Source organism: Vibrio glycogenivorans, assembly GCF_051660965.1.
Classification (GTDB): Bacteria; Pseudomonadota; Gammaproteobacteria; order Enterobacterales; family Vibrionaceae; genus Vibrio.
The window spans coordinates 38,278-52,667 of record NZ_JBPVIS010000002.1; the positions used below are offsets into that span (position 1 = coordinate 38,278).

Below are 14,390 nucleotides of genomic sequence, written 5' to 3' on the forward strand. Positions count from 1 at the left end.
GCTAGGGAAGGAATAATGTTAGTCACTAAGCCGTTGAAAGTAGAGTTTGTAAAACTGATCATCGCCTTGACGGCTGGCTCGGTTGTCAGCCTTTATTCAAATTGGCTAGCCCTAGCCATGGTTGTATGCGTTTATGCTCTTATGAGTTGGACCCAGTCGAGCAAAACGAAGACAATATTCGCCAAACGCTAGGGGGTTCTATCCCCACCCAAGCAACCTCGAGATGGAGTGTCAGCGAGGTCGAACTAGGTGAAGTAAACTTATTGGTTTTTTAGCGCGGCAGAGCGAGCTAGGATGGACAGTGTTGTACCATTGTGCAATAGAGCGCTTAGTGCAGGATTAAGATAACCCAATGCAGCGGCAAGCATGATACCACTGTTGACGTATTCAGCCAGGCGAATATTAGACGTTATCACCTGCATAGCAATATTCGCCAACTCACGCGCCTGCGATAGCCCGTGCAGATTGTCATGGATCAGTACGACATCGGCGACTTGTCGAGCCAACTCCGTGCCCTTGCCCATGGCCACACCAACATCGGCTTGCGTCAAAGCCGGGGCATCGTTGACCCCATCACCAACAAACATCACGGTTTTGCCCTGACTTTGCAACTCAGCAACAATCCGTGATTTATCGGCTGGACGGGTTTCAGCGTAAACCCTATCCATGTGCAGTTCGCCGGCCAAGATCTGCGCCTTAAACTGGCTATCACCAGAAATCATCACCAACTCTTTAACCCCAAACGCTCTCAGATCGCTTAAGGTTTGCTTGGCATCTTGACGCAAATGGTCGCGAAGACCAATCATACCTATCAGCTTATGCTGACAAGAGATATAGACAAGATGCCGCCCTTTAGCTTCATAATCACGGATCATGCCCTCGAACTCACTAAAATCGACATCCTCATGCACCTCCAAGAAATGTCGGCTACCCATAACTAGAGTGTGTCCATTCAAAGTGCTTCTCAAACCATGAGCGATAACATAGTCGACCTCGCCGTGCTCGATATGAGGCAGTTCATGATCCTTAGCCGCATTCACGACCGCTTGAGATAAGGGGTGATTGCTATGCTCCTCAACAGAGGCCGCAATCGCAAGCAGATCACGGGCGCTGTTGGTTGGGCACAACGGAATAACATCCGTTACCTCCATGTCACCATGTGTGAGAGTACCGGTTTTATCAAACACACAGGTGTCAACCTTAACCAACTTTTCTATCGCACTTCCGCCTTTAAATAGGATGCCTTGCTGAGCTGCTCGATACATAATTGATTTAAAGGTGACTGGGGTGCTCAATTTGAGCGCACACGAGTAATCGACCAAAAACACCGACGCAACGCGATTAATATCTTGGGTCAACGCAAACACTGCCGTCCCAATCGCGAGCGTGATTTTCACTCGGCGGTTGGCCATGTCTTGAGTGACCTGTTGGATTTCACTTTTTTCACTCAGTGAGTGATAAATCAGTTTGGCAATTTGAGCGGTGGTTGCCTCGCTGCCAACTTTATCAACTCGCACACGAATATTGCCATCATGAACAGAGGTGCCCGAGTAGACAACCGCCCCCTCTTCACGTCGCACTGGCACATTTTCTCCGGTAAGCGACGATTGATTAACCAGCGCCGCTCCCTTGATTACCGTGCCATCGATTGGAATCGCGACCCCAGGTCCAAGTTCAATATTATCGCCCACCTCAAGCTCCGTAGAGCTGACCTGCTCTAGCTGCCCGTCGTCAGCCACACGCCAGACCATACTCTGCTGCGGTCGCATCAAATCGGCCAATAGCTGATCGCTGTTGCGGCTTGTCTCCTGCTCCATGTATTCGCCAAGACTGATGAGGCTTTGGGTGATCATCGCGGTGCGATAGTCACCCCGCCATGCCGATAGTCCTACTGCGACAGCATCAAGGACTTCTACAGAGACCGAGCGCGCTTTTAAGTCTTTGAGCCCCTCAAACAAGGTTGGCGCGATCAATAGCGCGGTACTCATCGCACTCCAACGACTTGGCAAAAGTAGAGTGGCAATCGTGCCAATGATATTCATCGCCACATCACCGCGGGTAAATTCGCTTTCTTGCTCTTCACTGGTGCTTTGGCTGAGATCCAGCTGCCGAATTCGATCTCGCACTGCGTCAGGGCGAATGACCTCTTTGTCATAATCGACCACGATGGAATCGGCCAGAGCGTTGACACGAACCTGCTTAATGCCCTGTATCGCCATCAGACTCGACTTGAGCCAGCCCCCGATATCTTTATACTGTCTTAAAGCACGTAGCTTGAAACGAATCCTGCCTGGCAGGTGGTGCCTGACTTGCAGCGCAATCATTCTTCGCCTTTGGCAAGATTGCGATAGTACTCTAGCTCAGCCTGGGTATCCTCTAGGCGTTCTTTGAGCTCTTCCACTTCACCGCGCACCGCAGACCAGGCCTTCTCACCCGTATTAACCACCCCTTGCTTGAACTTTTTGTTCGTCAATAGGTAGGCCACCGCTGCACCTGCTGCAACACCCATCACAAAGTGCGTCTTGCTGTTTTGTTGTTGGTAAGCAGGCTGTTGTGGTTCACTCTGAGCCTGAGGCGCATAGCCGTAGTAAGGATAGTTAGCATAAGGGTTATTATTGTTGTTCATCCATTGTTTCCTTGGTCTGATCCATCAGATACAAGCCGGCAGCGCCGACACTTAAAATGGTTAGCATTGAGAGCAGCGGTCGACCGGCCATCTTTTCAGCGATATACGTGGTGGTCCCCGCAACAGCAGCGGTTTTTATCGCACTTTGCGCTGCACTGCACACCATGGTATCGGTGCTGATCTCGCCCGCCCTGTGAGCAGGCAAGTGGCGTGCAATAGAGGCGCTGCCCCCAGCTAACGCACCGACAATTAACGCCCGATTAGCTGTGCTGAGTTTATCCGTTGCGTTACTCATCACTATTGCTCTTTAATCACAGGTTTGGTGTCATCGTCGCTATCTGCGGGCACTGGCGTGTCGGCGGATACCGCTTTGACGGCAGGCTCTGCTGTATGCTTTTCAACGGATTGCTCAAACCCTTGCTTGCCAGCGGCCACGGTGTCTTTAAAGATCTCACTGCCCGTTGAAACATTCTCTTTTACTGAACTGGCCGTGTTAACAGCAGCGTCTTTAACTGACGCCCCACCCGTCTTGAGCATATCGCCAGCACCAGAGACCATCCCCATCAACTTATTGCGCACGTTGTCGTTACTCAGCAATAATGCCGCGGCAGCACCAACCATAGCGCCCTTCCAAAACTCTTTATCACTCATACCAAAGCTTCCTAATATCTCGTTAAATAATCCCGCTTCCTCACCAAGCGCTCCCTCAAGCATAGCCTGCGCCTGCTCGAAAAGTGGATTGGTGTCGGTTGCCTCCTGCGCGGGTTGGGTGTGATTGTGTGGTGGGGCCTGCATCGGCTGCGCCGGTGGCATACCGTGTCCCCAAGGTGGTGGTGGCATCATACCTGCCATAGGCGGTGGCATCTGGGGTGGAAACGCCCCAGGATGCATTGCTGGCGGCGGCATGGGGTAGCCGTTTTGCTGTGCATTGGCGTACGCTTTTGCCATCTCCACTTGCATATCCATCATTGCACGAAAATACGCCTCATAGGGATTCATGGACGGCTGTGAATCACTCATTGGTCACTCCATTGGTTGTCATCGATCCCGCAATTGCATAACACGCCTCTCTTGCCTGCGACTCAGATTGTGCAAACAGGGCATCAATCCACTCTGGACTGATCAGCTTAGCGTCATATTCAATCAGCACACTCCCTGTTGCGGTATTGAGCTTGTAGTCTTTAAAAGCAGGAATGGCGGCAATCGCTTGCTCAATATCATCACTGCGATAGCTCGCAAGATGCGCGACGATGCCTAACTTGTACTTAAGTCGCACTCGCCCGGGGATATGGTGGCCAATCCTCACCCACTTCCTTAGTTTTAAGGCCTGTTTTATATACTCTTCCATCGCTGGAAGTATATACTAGCTGTGTTGCATATCAGTAAAAAAACACACCGTGTAAGCACTTTTCTACAAATATTTTGCTCTAAGTCATGTTCAGTGATATGGTTGCTAATGGAAATGGTTATCATTTAGGTTGACATTGTTATGAACACTTATATTCATAAGACAAATCAAAGGCTTAGAGTGCGATCCGACTATATCAAGCAGCACCCTGCCGCTGTGAGCAAATTGATCACTCAGCTCAATGATATTGATGCCATTCACTCCATCAAACATCAAAAACATGCTGGCTCTGTCGCTGTGTGTTTTGACCCAGCTGAGCTTGATTGTGAGTCTTTGTTGGAGATTATGCAGTCGCATGGCTGGACAAACAGCGATGATAAGCCCTCTTTCGTTGAGCAAGCGGTAGTATCGGGCACCAAAACCTTGGTCAAGGGAATCACGGGAATAGCGCTGACGCGACTACTCGGCCCATCTGTGAGCCGCGTAATCATGAACTTAGCCTGATTCAGGCAATCTGCTTAAATTTTTTCGCCGCACATTTACACACCCCATTACTCAATGCAGGGCAGCGCTTGCACGGGGGCGATTTGAGCGGCAGGTGGACGATGGATTTAACACTTGGCGTAGGGTTGCCAGTTTGTCGACTGACCACTGAGGCGGTTTGGGTTGGCGCTGACTGACCATGCGTTTGAGTCGGCCAGTCTATCCCCCCTTCATTAAACCAAGACAACAGAGGGTTGAGTGGAGTCGCGAGTTCGCTTAATGCGCTCTTAGCCGCTTGGTTGGCAACCTGACGCAGCTCAGCAGACATCTGCGAGGCCGATCGCTCCGTCGAGCCTTTTCTTACCTGCGTCTCACTCTTTAGCGCATCCAGTTGCTTAATTGATTGGCTCTTTAGTGCTTTTTGACTGCTCTTTTTTAGTTTTTTGAGCGCTTTTTTTGCTTTCATTGGCGGTACCCTTAACTCTCACCGACAATGTAGCAGGATGCTAATTAAAAATAAATCTCATTTACAAATAAAAACGGGCAAGATGTTGTCTCTTGCCCACTCTCGTTACTGCCTCTCGTCACCCAAACTTATTGGGTTTCAAAAGCCATTTCCAGATAACCCGCCGCGTCCAATAGCTCTCGCGTGTAAGGGTCGGTGACGTTTACTAGGTCTTGCATCCGCTCGACACTCTCAACAATCACCCCGTCTTTAAAGAACATTAACCGTTCACACAAAAATGTCGCGACCGCAATATCATGGGTGATAAAGAGATACGAGATCTGGCGCTGATGTTTGAGTCTCTGCAGCAAGTCGAGGATCTGGACCTGCACCGACACATCCAGAGAGCTGACCGCTTCATCTAGTAGGATAAACTTGGGGTTAGGCGCGATAGCCCGTGCGATACACACCCGTTGCAGCTGCCCTCCGCTCAGTTGATGAGGATACCTCGTCAGCATATCGGCGCTAAGCCCTACTTCTTCGACTAAGCTCACCAGCAATGACTCGCGTTCACTGTTTGTTAACGGCTCGCTGATCAATGGCTCGTTAATGATTTCACGCACGGTAAGGCGCGGGTTAACAGAGGTGTTATAGTCTTGAAAGACGACACTGATCGCCTTGTGAGTGGGCAAGGCAGCAATCGAGTCGCCCAACACGACGGCTCCGCTATCGGGCTGCTCTAAACCCAAGATGACCTTGCCAAGCGTGCTTTTGCCACTGCCTGACTCTCCCACAATACCGACACACTCCCCCTCACCTACCGTCAATGATACCCCGTTGAGCACGTGTTGGTAGCTTGGAAATAACCAACTGTCATCGGTTTTAAACGCCTTGGTCACCTGCTTAACATCAATCAACATGCTGCGCCCTCCATGACGGATTTAAAGCGATTAATCAAGGTCAGCCGAGTATCAACTAGATAGCGAGTATGTTCGCTTTGTGGGTTAGTGAAAACCTGCTTAGCCTCGCCATATTCAACCACTTCGCCCTGATTCATCACCATTACATCATCGGCAATATGCGAAACTAGGCTGAGATCGTGACTGACGAAGATCAAGCTGGTGCCAAACTGCTCGCGGACAAATTGCAGCTCCTTAATCACCTCTCGCTGTGAGATATAGTCAATCGCTGTGGTTGGCTCATCAGCAATGATCAGCTTGGGCTCAAGCACAAGCGCCAGTGCGACCATGATCCGCTGCAGCATCCCGCCACTCAACTCGTGGGGATATTTATTCATCAGCGACGCAACCGAGGTAAGGTTCACTCGGGTAAGCACCTCGCAAAACAGCGCCGTCGCCTCACGGCGGCTTATCGCTTTGTGCTGCCTAATGGTTTCCACCGCTTGATTACCTATGGTAAACAGCGGATTAAATGCCGTCATCGGGCTTTGCATGATCATCGAGATTTGCTCACCTCGCATCTCACGCCGCTGTCTCGCTGACATACTTAGCAAATCCTGGCCATCAAATTGCGCTGCGCCACTGATGGAAAAGTGCTCACCTAGCAAGCCATTGATGGCATTACAGGTTAAGCTTTTGCCACTACCCGATTCACCCAAGATACCCAAGCACTGATCTTCTGCAAGCGAAAAGCTCACCTGTGAGACAAGACAACGCTGTGTGGGCTTGCGTAAATGAATCGATAAATTGCTCACTTCTAGCATTATCTTTGCTCCGTTTTCGGATCTAACACGTCACGCAACGAGTCGCCGAGTAAGTTACAACACGCGACCAGTACCATGATGGCCACACCTGGGATCAGCATCTGCTCTGGGCTTGAAAACAACACCTCTTTGGCATCGCTGAGCATCGCCCCCCATTCTGGTGTTGGGGGCTGGATCCCGAGCCCCAAGAAAGACAGGGTTGAGATACTCAAGATAATCCAACCAAGGTCTAGTGTGGCAAGAATGATAACCTCTGCGGCGATATTGGGTGCCAGGTGTTTACGAAACACATAGCCATGTGAAGATTTGATGGTTTTTGAGTACAGCATGTAATTTTGGTGATTGAATGAAATCACTGAGCTGCGCACAATTCGCACGTACCAGGCGATCTTCGCGATAAAGTTGGCGACAATAATATTGACGATGCCCGGTCCCATGATCCCAACGATACTTAACACGATAATCTCATACGGGAACGACAGCATGACCTCGCAGCCACGCATGATTAATGCGTCGATTTTTCCGCGCATATAACCAGAAATCACCCCGATAATCCCACCAACAACCGCGGTGATCACCATGGTAAGGAGTGAATAATATACAGTAGTACGGATACCAAATAACAGGCGTGAGTAGATGCAGCGGCCCAGATAATCTGTCCCCAGTGGGTATTCGGCTGACATCGGCATTAGCGTGTTGATCACATCCGCTAAGTTAGGGTCATGTGGCGCAATCCAAGGAGCAAAGGCACCCATTAGACAGATGATGGTCAATATCGTAAGACACACCATGACCGTCTTGTTGCTTAGAAGGCGTTTGATCATTGTGGCGCCCCTCCTGATTTCAAGCGTGGGTCGACCACAGAATGGAGAATATCAATCAACAAGTTGGACAACACAAACAAGCTGCCCATCAACAGGATGTAGGCTTGAATCACCGGATAATCGCGATTAAAGATGGCAGCTAGCGCCAAGCGCCCCAGACCAGGAATGGCAAAGATACTTTCAATGACCACAGTACCTGCGATCAAGCGCACCACCCCGATCCCAAGGGCCGTCATTGAGGTTTGCAATGAATTTTTCAGCAGGTGCTTCCACACCACTCGCCGTTCACTCAAGCCGCGTGCGCGTGCATACGCGACATAGTTTTCACTCATCGAATCCAGCATCGCATTACGGATCAAGCGGATATACGTCGCAACATAGGCCATGCACAGTGTGACCGATGGCAGAATAAAATGGCTCCAAGTGGTCGCACCACTGCTTGGTAACCAATACAGATGGATTGAGAAAACCCAAATCAAGATGAAAGCTAGCCAGAAGTTGGGCATTGCAGTGCTGGCAAAAACGAAAATACGCACACACCGGTCGAACCAATGGTCTTTATGCACGGCACTGAGCACCCCAATCGGAATGCTGACAGCAATAAGCAGCACTAACGACAGACTAGCCAATTTGAGTGTGTAGGGAAAACTGCGCAATAATTCATCAGAAACCAAGCGACTGGTGTTGGTGTAAGACACACCAAAGTCACCTCTTAACGAAGCGCCAAGCCAGTCGGTATAGCGCACCAAAAACGGCTTATCGAGCCCAAGCTTTTGCCGGATCTCCTCGATAGCTTCTGGGCTCGGCGTGGTGTCATTAACTCGTAAAGCCACCTCTGCAGGGTCTGCTGGAATAATGTTTACCAGAGTGAAGGCAATAAAAGAGACAAAAAACAGCGTCACTATCGCACTCAGTAAACGCTTTAAGATAAATTTAGCCATTACTGTCTATCCAAAAATACAAAAAACTGACACCTGCATTATCTAGGTGTCAGTTGTGCGTTGAAGTAGAGGTCGTCCTTACTTCACTGTCATTCGTTGGAGAGGGATCTCAAACTGAGACGGATTAAAGCCGACATTGCCAACGCTTTGATTGTAGACCGCACGGTTTTGCTCATAGGTAATTGGGATGTAGATGGCTTGGTTATGCAACGTCTCAAGTACATAGGAGTAGTGCTGCTGACGCACAGTTTCATCAGTCGCCTCTAGAGCGAGCAAAATCTGCTTGTCGATCTCTGGTTTTTCAGGGATGCCCTGCTGCGCCTCGTAGTCACCATAAACCGGCTCGCGCATCGCGCCAAGGAAAGACTGTGGATCATAAGGTGAGCCCCATGAGATGTTGAAAGAGATATCAAAATCGCCATGCTTGAGTCGATCGCGGTGCGCCTGCTCTTCCTCGCCGACGAGCTTCATCGTCAAGCCAACCTTAGCCCATTCGCTTTGCAGATATTGAGCAATGGTGCGCTCAACCACTTTGTCACTGTCGTACGACAGCACAATCTCAAACGGCTTACCGTCACGTTTACGCACACTGCCGTCTTTAACCCAGCCGGCCTCATCAAGTAATTTTTCTGCTTGAGCCACATCATATTGGTATGGCGTCAGCTCGATATTGGCATACGGCACCGTCTTAGACAGAAGCGTATCAGCGGGTTGCTCGAGACCTTGCATAATGCGCTCAGCAATCAGCGCTTTGTTAGTCAGATGACTGAGCGCCTGTCGCACGCGGGTATCGCTCAGGTTGCCCCGGGTAGAGTTGAGAATCAACATACGCGTAGATACCGGGCCTGAGAGTGATGTATCGAACCTTGGATCTTTTTCAAACTGCTTGAATGACTGAGCATTGATCAACTGCAGTCCGTACACTAGGTCAATCTCACCACTGCGCAGCGACAGCAGGCGCGATTGGTTGTCCGGAATCACTTTGGCGACGATTTTATCGATTTGCGGCTGCTCACCCCAGTAATCTTCACGGCGCTGAAACTCTGAATACTGATCCACCACATTTTTGCTCAGCACATAGCTCCCTGTGCCGATATAACAGCTCGCGCCGTTCTTGGTCGTGCCATCTTTAAAGCAATTCGGTGATAGAAAGCGAAACGGTCGTGTCACGCCTAGCTCAACCAAAAACGGGTAATACGAGTTGGCAAACTCGACCTCAACGGTATAATCATCGACAACACGCACACTCTGTTTGCCAGATGCCTCTACTTCCATCATCAGGCGGATGGACTCAAGCCAAGTATGGCGATTGCCATTGTCTAGCAGTGCATCAAAATTGGCTTTTACAATGCTCGCGTCAAATTTGGTTCCGTCAGAAAAAGTGACATCGTCACGCAGTGTAAACGTATAAACTGTCCCGTCTTCTGAGACGCTCCAGTCAGTTGCAAGCCATGGCTCAAGAACACTGTTCTCCCCTAAGTGTACTAAGCCCTCAAAAATCAAGTTTTGGGCAAAAATCTCACCACCGTATAAATGCGGATTTAAATCTCTGATATCGCGATAGTTAGCGAAGGTAAGCGTCGATTCATCTGCAACAGCAGCAAAACTCGGCACCAGAGTTACCGCCGCAAGTGCAGCAACCTTGAATATGTTACGTGTTTGCATACATTAAACCTATCTGTGAATTATTCTCATTTATATTGTCACCCAGTATAGTAGGTTTGTTACTGAGAGTGATTATTGATCTTAATCATGCAACCTCTCACATATTACGTTTTTTACTGATTTTTTAGATACTTACATAAATTACGTGTCACAGCACAATCTCAGTTTGCGAAAACGTTACCACTCAATTGTGCTGTCGCTGTCGCATTTGGACAAAAATCGTTCGTATTTCATTAGGTATTCTGTTTTACTAGGCTAATGTAAATGAGAATCATAGGCATTTGAGTTATGAAGGAACAGTGGGAACGATTAACCAAGCGTGCGCAACACTACTTCGATCAACAAGAGTACGCCCACGCAATCACCCTCAATCGCGAGGCGCTAAACTACGCTCGGCTTGGTTTCTCCAACTGCTTTGCCCGCTCCCCTCAGGACGCAACGGCTATGGTCCTTATCAGTTATCTCAATCTGATTGATAACTACGAAGCTGCAGATAATCGCATGACCTGTGAACGACTTTTTGAGCAAGCTTTCGACTTCTTTGCCACACTCGAGCCAGACAATGACGCTGACTATCATCGCGGCTCCGTGATGCAAGCATTGAATATCTGGCAAAGAAGCCGCGGTGAGTACTTAAGCCGCGTTTGTTTGATGTAACCCTATGCTAGTGTAAGGGTTCAATTTGACACCAAGGACATGGAAAACAACAAAGTACACAATGTCCTCACCGCCTCCAGCCAAGTGCGCCTAAAAGGGATTACGCACCCTAGGCGCCCAGCACACGTTAAGTGAGGGATACTTTCTCGGGTGCTTAATGATCATCGCCTGCGTAGATCCACATCGGTTCGGTTTCGCCAGCTCGCTCAAAACCCAGTGTTTGATAAAACGCTACTGCCGCTTTGTCTGCGGTGAGCATCTGTTGATGAAAGCTACGGTACCTAGTTTGCATTAGCTGCATGATTTTCCGCCCTATCCCTTGACCTTGGTAGTCTGGATGAACCAGCAAATGAGGGTAGTAAACCACTAAATGCCCATCTGAAATTGCGTTACCCAAACCGACTAATCGATCCCCCAACCTTGCAACCACCAATGCATCTGAATTTTGCAGGCCTAACAATAGCTTAGTTGGCACTTCAGCCGATGACCAGTGATTCGCTCGATAGAGCTCAATGACTTCTGTTTGTTCTAATTGCTCTACAAAGGCCACTTCTATTTGCATTGCTTCAATTCCTTATTCCAACTCTCTTTTTGATTACAAACCATCATACACCTGCACAATCACATACCAACATAAACAAATAACTGATATTCATAAACAAATTGAAACGATTACTCAATTAATATTATACTTATCCGACATAGCATTAAAAAACTCTGTGCTTAAAACAATATCGATTGTGCAAGGAAGCCAAATGAACAAAACAATAAACCTCGTTATCGCTGGGTTGCTACTCAGTGGGTGTATTTCAGAGGATGAGCCACATCAGCCTAGTGTGTCTGAAGTCAGAAAACTCCTCGACAACTCAGTGGCAAACTACCCTACCAAATACGGGTTTGATTGCGAAGGTGATGGCAACAATATCTATGGTTGCTACGTAATGCCTAGCTGCTACAAACCCTCTTCTTATGTCTCGACGTCTAGCAGAACCGTCTACGGCGTCGGTCGCGACAAGTTGACTGCCTACGTATTGGACTACTTAACCGATAACTGCTCTGGCAAACCAATCCTTAGCTTTATGAGCGCTGGCATTTGGAGTTACTCAGCCAGTTATGATGAAAACCTTGACCAAGGTGAGCTCGCGGTTAACCTGACCTATTACCAAGACGAGCGTTGGGATAACAGCAGCACGCCTGCAAAAGGTGTTACCTATCGCGCCCATTTCCATATCGATAACGGCAAGAAACTGTGCCTAAGTGATGGCCTGATTGATGCGACCCGACCGTTGAAGTTTATGAGCCAAAGTCCTGGCCAGATTAACTTTAGCAAGTGTGCCACTGCCATGTAGCTTGGATATTCGTTGAGCTCAAACCTGGGCTCAACGTGCTTCTCTGCCCTTAGCGCTTAAACTAAGTTGCTATTATTTCTTAACCATTTGAGCCCTTCACGCTTGGCCAGCCCATCTATTTTCTCATCATCAATAAATCTAACCACCGCAGTTGCATCGGTCTTTGAGTACTCGCGCAGCGCCCAACCAATCGCCTTTTGAATAAAAAACTCTTTATCATGCTGATTTTCCCGAATCATCTCAAACAACAATCCGATATCCGTTTGCTGTTTGAACTTGAGTTGATAAAGCAATGCTGTTCGCCTTAGCCAGATATTGTCTGATTTTCGCCAACGCTTGATGTACGGTGCTATTTGCTGAGGATAGTTTTTGTAGAGCGCTGATGCGATATGGGTTGCCAACATGTCTACGCTATCCCACCAAGACTTTGTGGTGATCAAAAACTCGAGTTCATCGGCATAAATGACCGGCAGCTGGTGTTTGTACTTAATCAGAAGATCGACCGCAATGAGCTGATATTCTCGCTGTGGCAGACTCCATAACTCGCGAACAATCTCGGGCACAGAACTTACGGGAGGTAAACTCTTTTTGCTAAATAGCTGCTTTACCGCTGCTCTCCTTGGAGAGGATTGGATGCCGTAAAATGAGAATTGGTCGCGCATATAGGCTTGCATATTTAATGCATTTGTTTCATCCGCAAGTGGCTCGATTGCAGACTTTATTGCTTGATTCCATGAGTGAAGTGGCTGATTGCTCATAACAAAACTAACGTATTAGACGATGGTGTGGGTACACCACTTTAATCGATATACCGAGTAAACCTCAAATTTCAGTATGCTCATTAAACAGCGACGTTAAAACAACAACACACCAAAAGGGGGCTCCTTTTAGTGTGTTGATTTGATACTGTCCAAACTAGAGGTCATCTAGACTTGAAAGGTAACTTAGAAAATTAGATGCCCACACAGTGCAATGATTGGCAACGTAATCAAGGTACGCAAAACAAAAATCACCAGCAGTTCAACAATATTAACCGGTATTTTGCTCGATAGGATCACCGCACCGGTTTCAGACATAAAGATCAACTGAGTAATCGATAGCGCAGCAATGACAAACTTTGTTAGCTCACTATCGATCGTTGACGCTGCAATAATCGAAGGGACATACATATCTGTGAAGCCAACCATCACGGTTTCTGCTGCTGCTGCTGCCTCTGGCAGATTCAATAGCTCGATCAGGGGCACAAACGGCATACCAAGCCAAGTGAACAAAGGTGTCGTTTCAGCAATGACCAGACCCAGGGTACCAACCGCCATCACTACCGGCAATACACCAAACATCATATCCAGCGCGCTGTGAAGGCCCTCTTTTGCTACACCGCCCAAGCTTTTCACCTGGCTTGCACGGCCAAGTGCCAGTTGGTAGCCGTAAGCCAAGGTTGATTGTCCTTGTGGCACTAACTCTGCGTCTTTATCCGGTGCTGAACCATCGATGTACACATCAGGCTTATAACTCAGTGGTGGTAGGTACTGAATCAGCATTGCCGCAACAACGCCAGACAAACAGATGATGGCATAAAAAGGTACAAAGTAGTTTTCAAGGCCAACTTGCGTCAATACCACGAGTGAAAACGAAATCCCAACCGGTGAGAACATGGTCGCAACAACCGCCGCTTCTCTGGCCGTGTATTTCCTCTGCTCATACTGCTTGCTAGTCAAAAGTACGCCAACGGTGCCATCACCCAACCAAGACGACATACAGTCAATCGCTGCTCTTCCCGGCAAACGGAACACTGGACGCATCAACTTGCTTAGCAGAGTACCGAGAAGTTCAAGCAGCCCAAAATTTAGTAACAAAGGAAGAAGTAGGCCAGCAAAAAAGAAGGTCACAAACAATGACGGTAACAAGTCATGCAATACCAAACCGCCCGTATCGCCACTCCAAATAAATTCAGGCCCAATCTGATGCAAAGCAAGCAAGGTAAATAATGCGCCTAAAACACGCACTGCAACCCAGACTGGAGAGAGAACAAACAGACGCGTGAGTAATTCAGAGCGCTGAAAGAATTTAGGCTGAATCACATTAGCAACAATAGTTACCGCAGCAGAGAAACAGATAATCGCAGTCACGGTTGGCAATATTGCCTCACCCAGTACACTCTTTACACCTTTCGCCATTAAGGCCAGTGGAAAGGACACATTGCCATCGACACTCAATGGCGCAAGGAAGAAAAACAGGCCCAGTAGGGATGGAATAGCAAACATCAGCACAGTTTTAATACTGTGCTGCTTGGTTTGAAGGGTAAGTGTATCGCTCATCTACAACCTCA

At 48.4% G+C, this 14,390-nt stretch carries 17 protein-coding genes; 3 read left to right on the forward strand and 14 right to left on the reverse strand.

The window, feature by feature from the left end; genetic code table 11:
* Positions 1-260: 260 nt before the first annotated feature.
* From ACSTTG_RS04825 to ACSTTG_RS04845, 5 genes are read right to left on the reverse strand one after another with little or no spacing between them, the layout of a single operon-like run.
* Positions 261-2,324, reverse strand: a complete 2,064-nt coding sequence (locus tag ACSTTG_RS04825; RefSeq protein ID WP_438473940.1) for a heavy metal translocating P-type ATPase — start codon at positions 2,322-2,324, stop codon at positions 261-263.
* Positions 2,321-2,626, reverse strand: coding sequence for a YtxH domain-containing protein (locus ACSTTG_RS04830; RefSeq protein WP_438458338.1), 306 nt, complete (start codon positions 2,624-2,626; stop codon positions 2,321-2,323). Before ACSTTG_RS04830 ends, ACSTTG_RS04825 begins: the two co-directional genes overlap by 4 nt.
* Positions 2,613-2,921 carry a magnetosome protein MamC family protein gene (locus ACSTTG_RS04835; RefSeq protein ID WP_438473941.1) on the reverse strand — a complete coding sequence of 103 codons (309 nt, stop codon included), beginning with the start codon at positions 2,919-2,921 and terminating at the stop codon, positions 2,613-2,615. The genes ACSTTG_RS04830 and ACSTTG_RS04835 overlap by 14 nt, the downstream gene beginning before the upstream one ends.
* A 2-nt stretch (positions 2,922-2,923) precedes the next feature.
* Positions 2,924-3,646 (reverse strand): YtxH domain-containing protein, encoded by a 723-nt coding sequence (locus tag ACSTTG_RS04840; RefSeq protein WP_438473942.1) that lies wholly within the window; start codon positions 3,644-3,646, stop codon positions 2,924-2,926.
* Positions 3,639-3,932 (reverse strand): HMA2 domain-containing protein, encoded by a 294-nt coding sequence (locus ACSTTG_RS04845; protein WP_438473943.1) that lies wholly within the window; start codon positions 3,930-3,932, stop codon positions 3,639-3,641. Before ACSTTG_RS04845 ends, ACSTTG_RS04840 begins: the two co-directional genes overlap by 8 nt.
* Before the next feature lie 183 nt (positions 3,933-4,115).
* Here ACSTTG_RS04845 and ACSTTG_RS04850 point away from each other — a divergent pair, with 183 nt between their 5' ends.
* Entirely contained in the window at positions 4,116-4,478 is a 363-nt protein-coding gene (locus ACSTTG_RS04850) for an HMA2 domain-containing protein (protein WP_438473944.1), read from the forward strand.
* A 1-nt stretch (position 4,479) separates the two neighbouring features.
* Here ACSTTG_RS04850 and ACSTTG_RS04855 read toward each other — a convergent pair whose 3' ends face one another.
* The 6 genes from ACSTTG_RS04855 to nikA all read right to left on the reverse strand — a co-directional run bounded on the left by ACSTTG_RS04855 (position 4,480) and on the right by nikA (position 10,055).
* A complete protein-coding gene (locus ACSTTG_RS04855; protein ID WP_438473945.1) occupies positions 4,480-4,923 on the reverse strand; it encodes a hypothetical protein in 444 nt (147 codons plus the stop codon).
* 128 nt (positions 4,924-5,051) lie between these two features.
* The gene (locus ACSTTG_RS04860; RefSeq protein WP_438473946.1) at positions 5,052-5,822 is read right to left on the reverse strand and encodes an ABC transporter ATP-binding protein; all 771 of its coding nucleotides are present in this window, start codon (positions 5,820-5,822) and stop codon (positions 5,052-5,054) included.
* On the reverse strand, positions 5,816-6,625 hold the full coding sequence (locus ACSTTG_RS04865) for an ABC transporter ATP-binding protein (RefSeq protein ID WP_438473947.1): 810 nt from the start codon (positions 6,623-6,625) through the stop codon (positions 5,816-5,818). Before ACSTTG_RS04865 ends, ACSTTG_RS04860 begins: the two co-directional genes overlap by 7 nt.
* Positions 6,625-7,449: a nickel/cobalt ABC transporter permease gene (gene opp1C / locus ACSTTG_RS04870; RefSeq protein ID WP_438473948.1), complete on the reverse strand. Its 825-nt coding sequence runs from the start codon at positions 7,447-7,449 to the stop codon at positions 6,625-6,627. Before opp1C ends, ACSTTG_RS04865 begins: the two co-directional genes overlap by 1 nt.
* A complete protein-coding gene (opp1B, locus tag ACSTTG_RS04875; protein ID WP_438473949.1) occupies positions 7,446-8,390 on the reverse strand; it encodes a nickel/cobalt ABC transporter permease in 945 nt (314 codons plus the stop codon). The genes opp1C and opp1B overlap by 4 nt, the downstream gene beginning before the upstream one ends.
* Positions 8,391-8,468: 78 nt before the next feature.
* Positions 8,469-10,055 (reverse strand): nickel ABC transporter substrate-binding protein, encoded by a 1,587-nt coding sequence (nikA, locus tag ACSTTG_RS04880; RefSeq protein ID WP_438473950.1) that lies wholly within the window; start codon positions 10,053-10,055, stop codon positions 8,469-8,471.
* A gap of 288 nt (positions 10,056-10,343) precedes the next feature.
* Between nikA and ACSTTG_RS04885 the strand changes: the two genes are divergently transcribed.
* Positions 10,344-10,712, forward strand: a complete 369-nt coding sequence (locus tag ACSTTG_RS04885; protein ID WP_438473951.1) for a DUF2753 family protein — start codon at positions 10,344-10,346, stop codon at positions 10,710-10,712.
* Between the two features lie 154 nt (positions 10,713-10,866).
* On the opposite strand, the gene ACSTTG_RS04890 is transcribed toward ACSTTG_RS04885, so the two are convergent.
* The gene (locus ACSTTG_RS04890) at positions 10,867-11,274 is read right to left on the reverse strand and encodes a GNAT family N-acetyltransferase (RefSeq protein WP_438473952.1); all 408 of its coding nucleotides are present in this window, start codon (positions 11,272-11,274) and stop codon (positions 10,867-10,869) included.
* 193 nt (positions 11,275-11,467) lie between these two features.
* Between ACSTTG_RS04890 and ACSTTG_RS04895 the strand changes: the two genes are divergently transcribed.
* Entirely contained in the window at positions 11,468-12,061 is a 594-nt protein-coding gene (locus ACSTTG_RS04895; protein ID WP_438473953.1) for a hypothetical protein, read from the forward strand.
* A 56-nt stretch (positions 12,062-12,117) separates the two neighbouring features.
* Here the strand turns inward: ACSTTG_RS04895 and ACSTTG_RS04900 are convergent, their stop codons facing one another.
* Positions 12,118-12,819 (reverse strand): DNA alkylation repair protein, encoded by a 702-nt coding sequence (locus ACSTTG_RS04900; protein ID WP_438473954.1) that lies wholly within the window; start codon positions 12,817-12,819, stop codon positions 12,118-12,120.
* A gap of 186 nt (positions 12,820-13,005) precedes the next feature.
* Positions 13,006-14,379: a YjiH family protein gene (locus tag ACSTTG_RS04905; protein WP_438473955.1), complete on the reverse strand. Its 1,374-nt coding sequence runs from the start codon at positions 14,377-14,379 to the stop codon at positions 13,006-13,008.
* Positions 14,380-14,390: the final 11 nt, after the last annotated feature.

Excerpts from the sequence above, each read along its gene's own strand:
- ACSTTG_RS04825 (WP_438473940.1), bottom strand. The coding sequence starts at position 2,324 with ATGATTGCGCTGCAAGTCAGGCACCACCTGCCAGGCAGGATTCGTTTC.
- ACSTTG_RS04830 (WP_438458338.1), bottom strand. The coding sequence starts at position 2,626 with ATGAACAACAATAATAACCCTTATGCTAACTATCCTTACTACGGCTAT.
- ACSTTG_RS04835 (WP_438473941.1), bottom strand. The coding sequence starts at position 2,921 with ATGAGTAACGCAACGGATAAACTCAGCACAGCTAATCGGGCGTTAATT.
- ACSTTG_RS04840 (WP_438473942.1), bottom strand. The coding sequence starts at position 3,646 with ATGAGTGATTCACAGCCGTCCATGAATCCCTATGAGGCGTATTTTCGT.
- ACSTTG_RS04850 (WP_438473944.1), top strand. The coding sequence starts at position 4,116 with ATGAACACTTATATTCATAAGACAAATCAAAGGCTTAGAGTGCGATCC.
- ACSTTG_RS04855 (WP_438473945.1), bottom strand. The coding sequence starts at position 4,923 with ATGAAAGCAAAAAAAGCGCTCAAAAAACTAAAAAAGAGCAGTCAAAAA.
- ACSTTG_RS04860 (WP_438473946.1), bottom strand. The coding sequence starts at position 5,822 with ATGTTGATTGATGTTAAGCAGGTGACCAAGGCGTTTAAAACCGATGAC.
- ACSTTG_RS04865 (WP_438473947.1), bottom strand. The coding sequence starts at position 6,625 with ATGCTAGAAGTGAGCAATTTATCGATTCATTTACGCAAGCCCACACAG.
- opp1C (WP_438473948.1), bottom strand. The coding sequence starts at position 7,449 with ATGATCAAACGCCTTCTAAGCAACAAGACGGTCATGGTGTGTCTTACG.
- opp1B (WP_438473949.1), bottom strand. The coding sequence starts at position 8,390 with ATGGCTAAATTTATCTTAAAGCGTTTACTGAGTGCGATAGTGACGCTG.
- nikA (WP_438473950.1), bottom strand. The coding sequence starts at position 10,055 with ATGCAAACACGTAACATATTCAAGGTTGCTGCACTTGCGGCGGTAACT.
- ACSTTG_RS04885 (WP_438473951.1), top strand. The coding sequence starts at position 10,344 with ATGAAGGAACAGTGGGAACGATTAACCAAGCGTGCGCAACACTACTTC.
- ACSTTG_RS04890 (WP_438473952.1), bottom strand. The coding sequence starts at position 11,274 with ATGCAAATAGAAGTGGCCTTTGTAGAGCAATTAGAACAAACAGAAGTC.
- ACSTTG_RS04895 (WP_438473953.1), top strand. The coding sequence starts at position 11,468 with ATGAACAAAACAATAAACCTCGTTATCGCTGGGTTGCTACTCAGTGGG.
- ACSTTG_RS04900 (WP_438473954.1), bottom strand. The coding sequence starts at position 12,819 with ATGAGCAATCAGCCACTTCACTCATGGAATCAAGCAATAAAGTCTGCA.
- ACSTTG_RS04905 (WP_438473955.1), bottom strand. The coding sequence starts at position 14,379 with ATGAGCGATACACTTACCCTTCAAACCAAGCAGCACAGTATTAAAACT.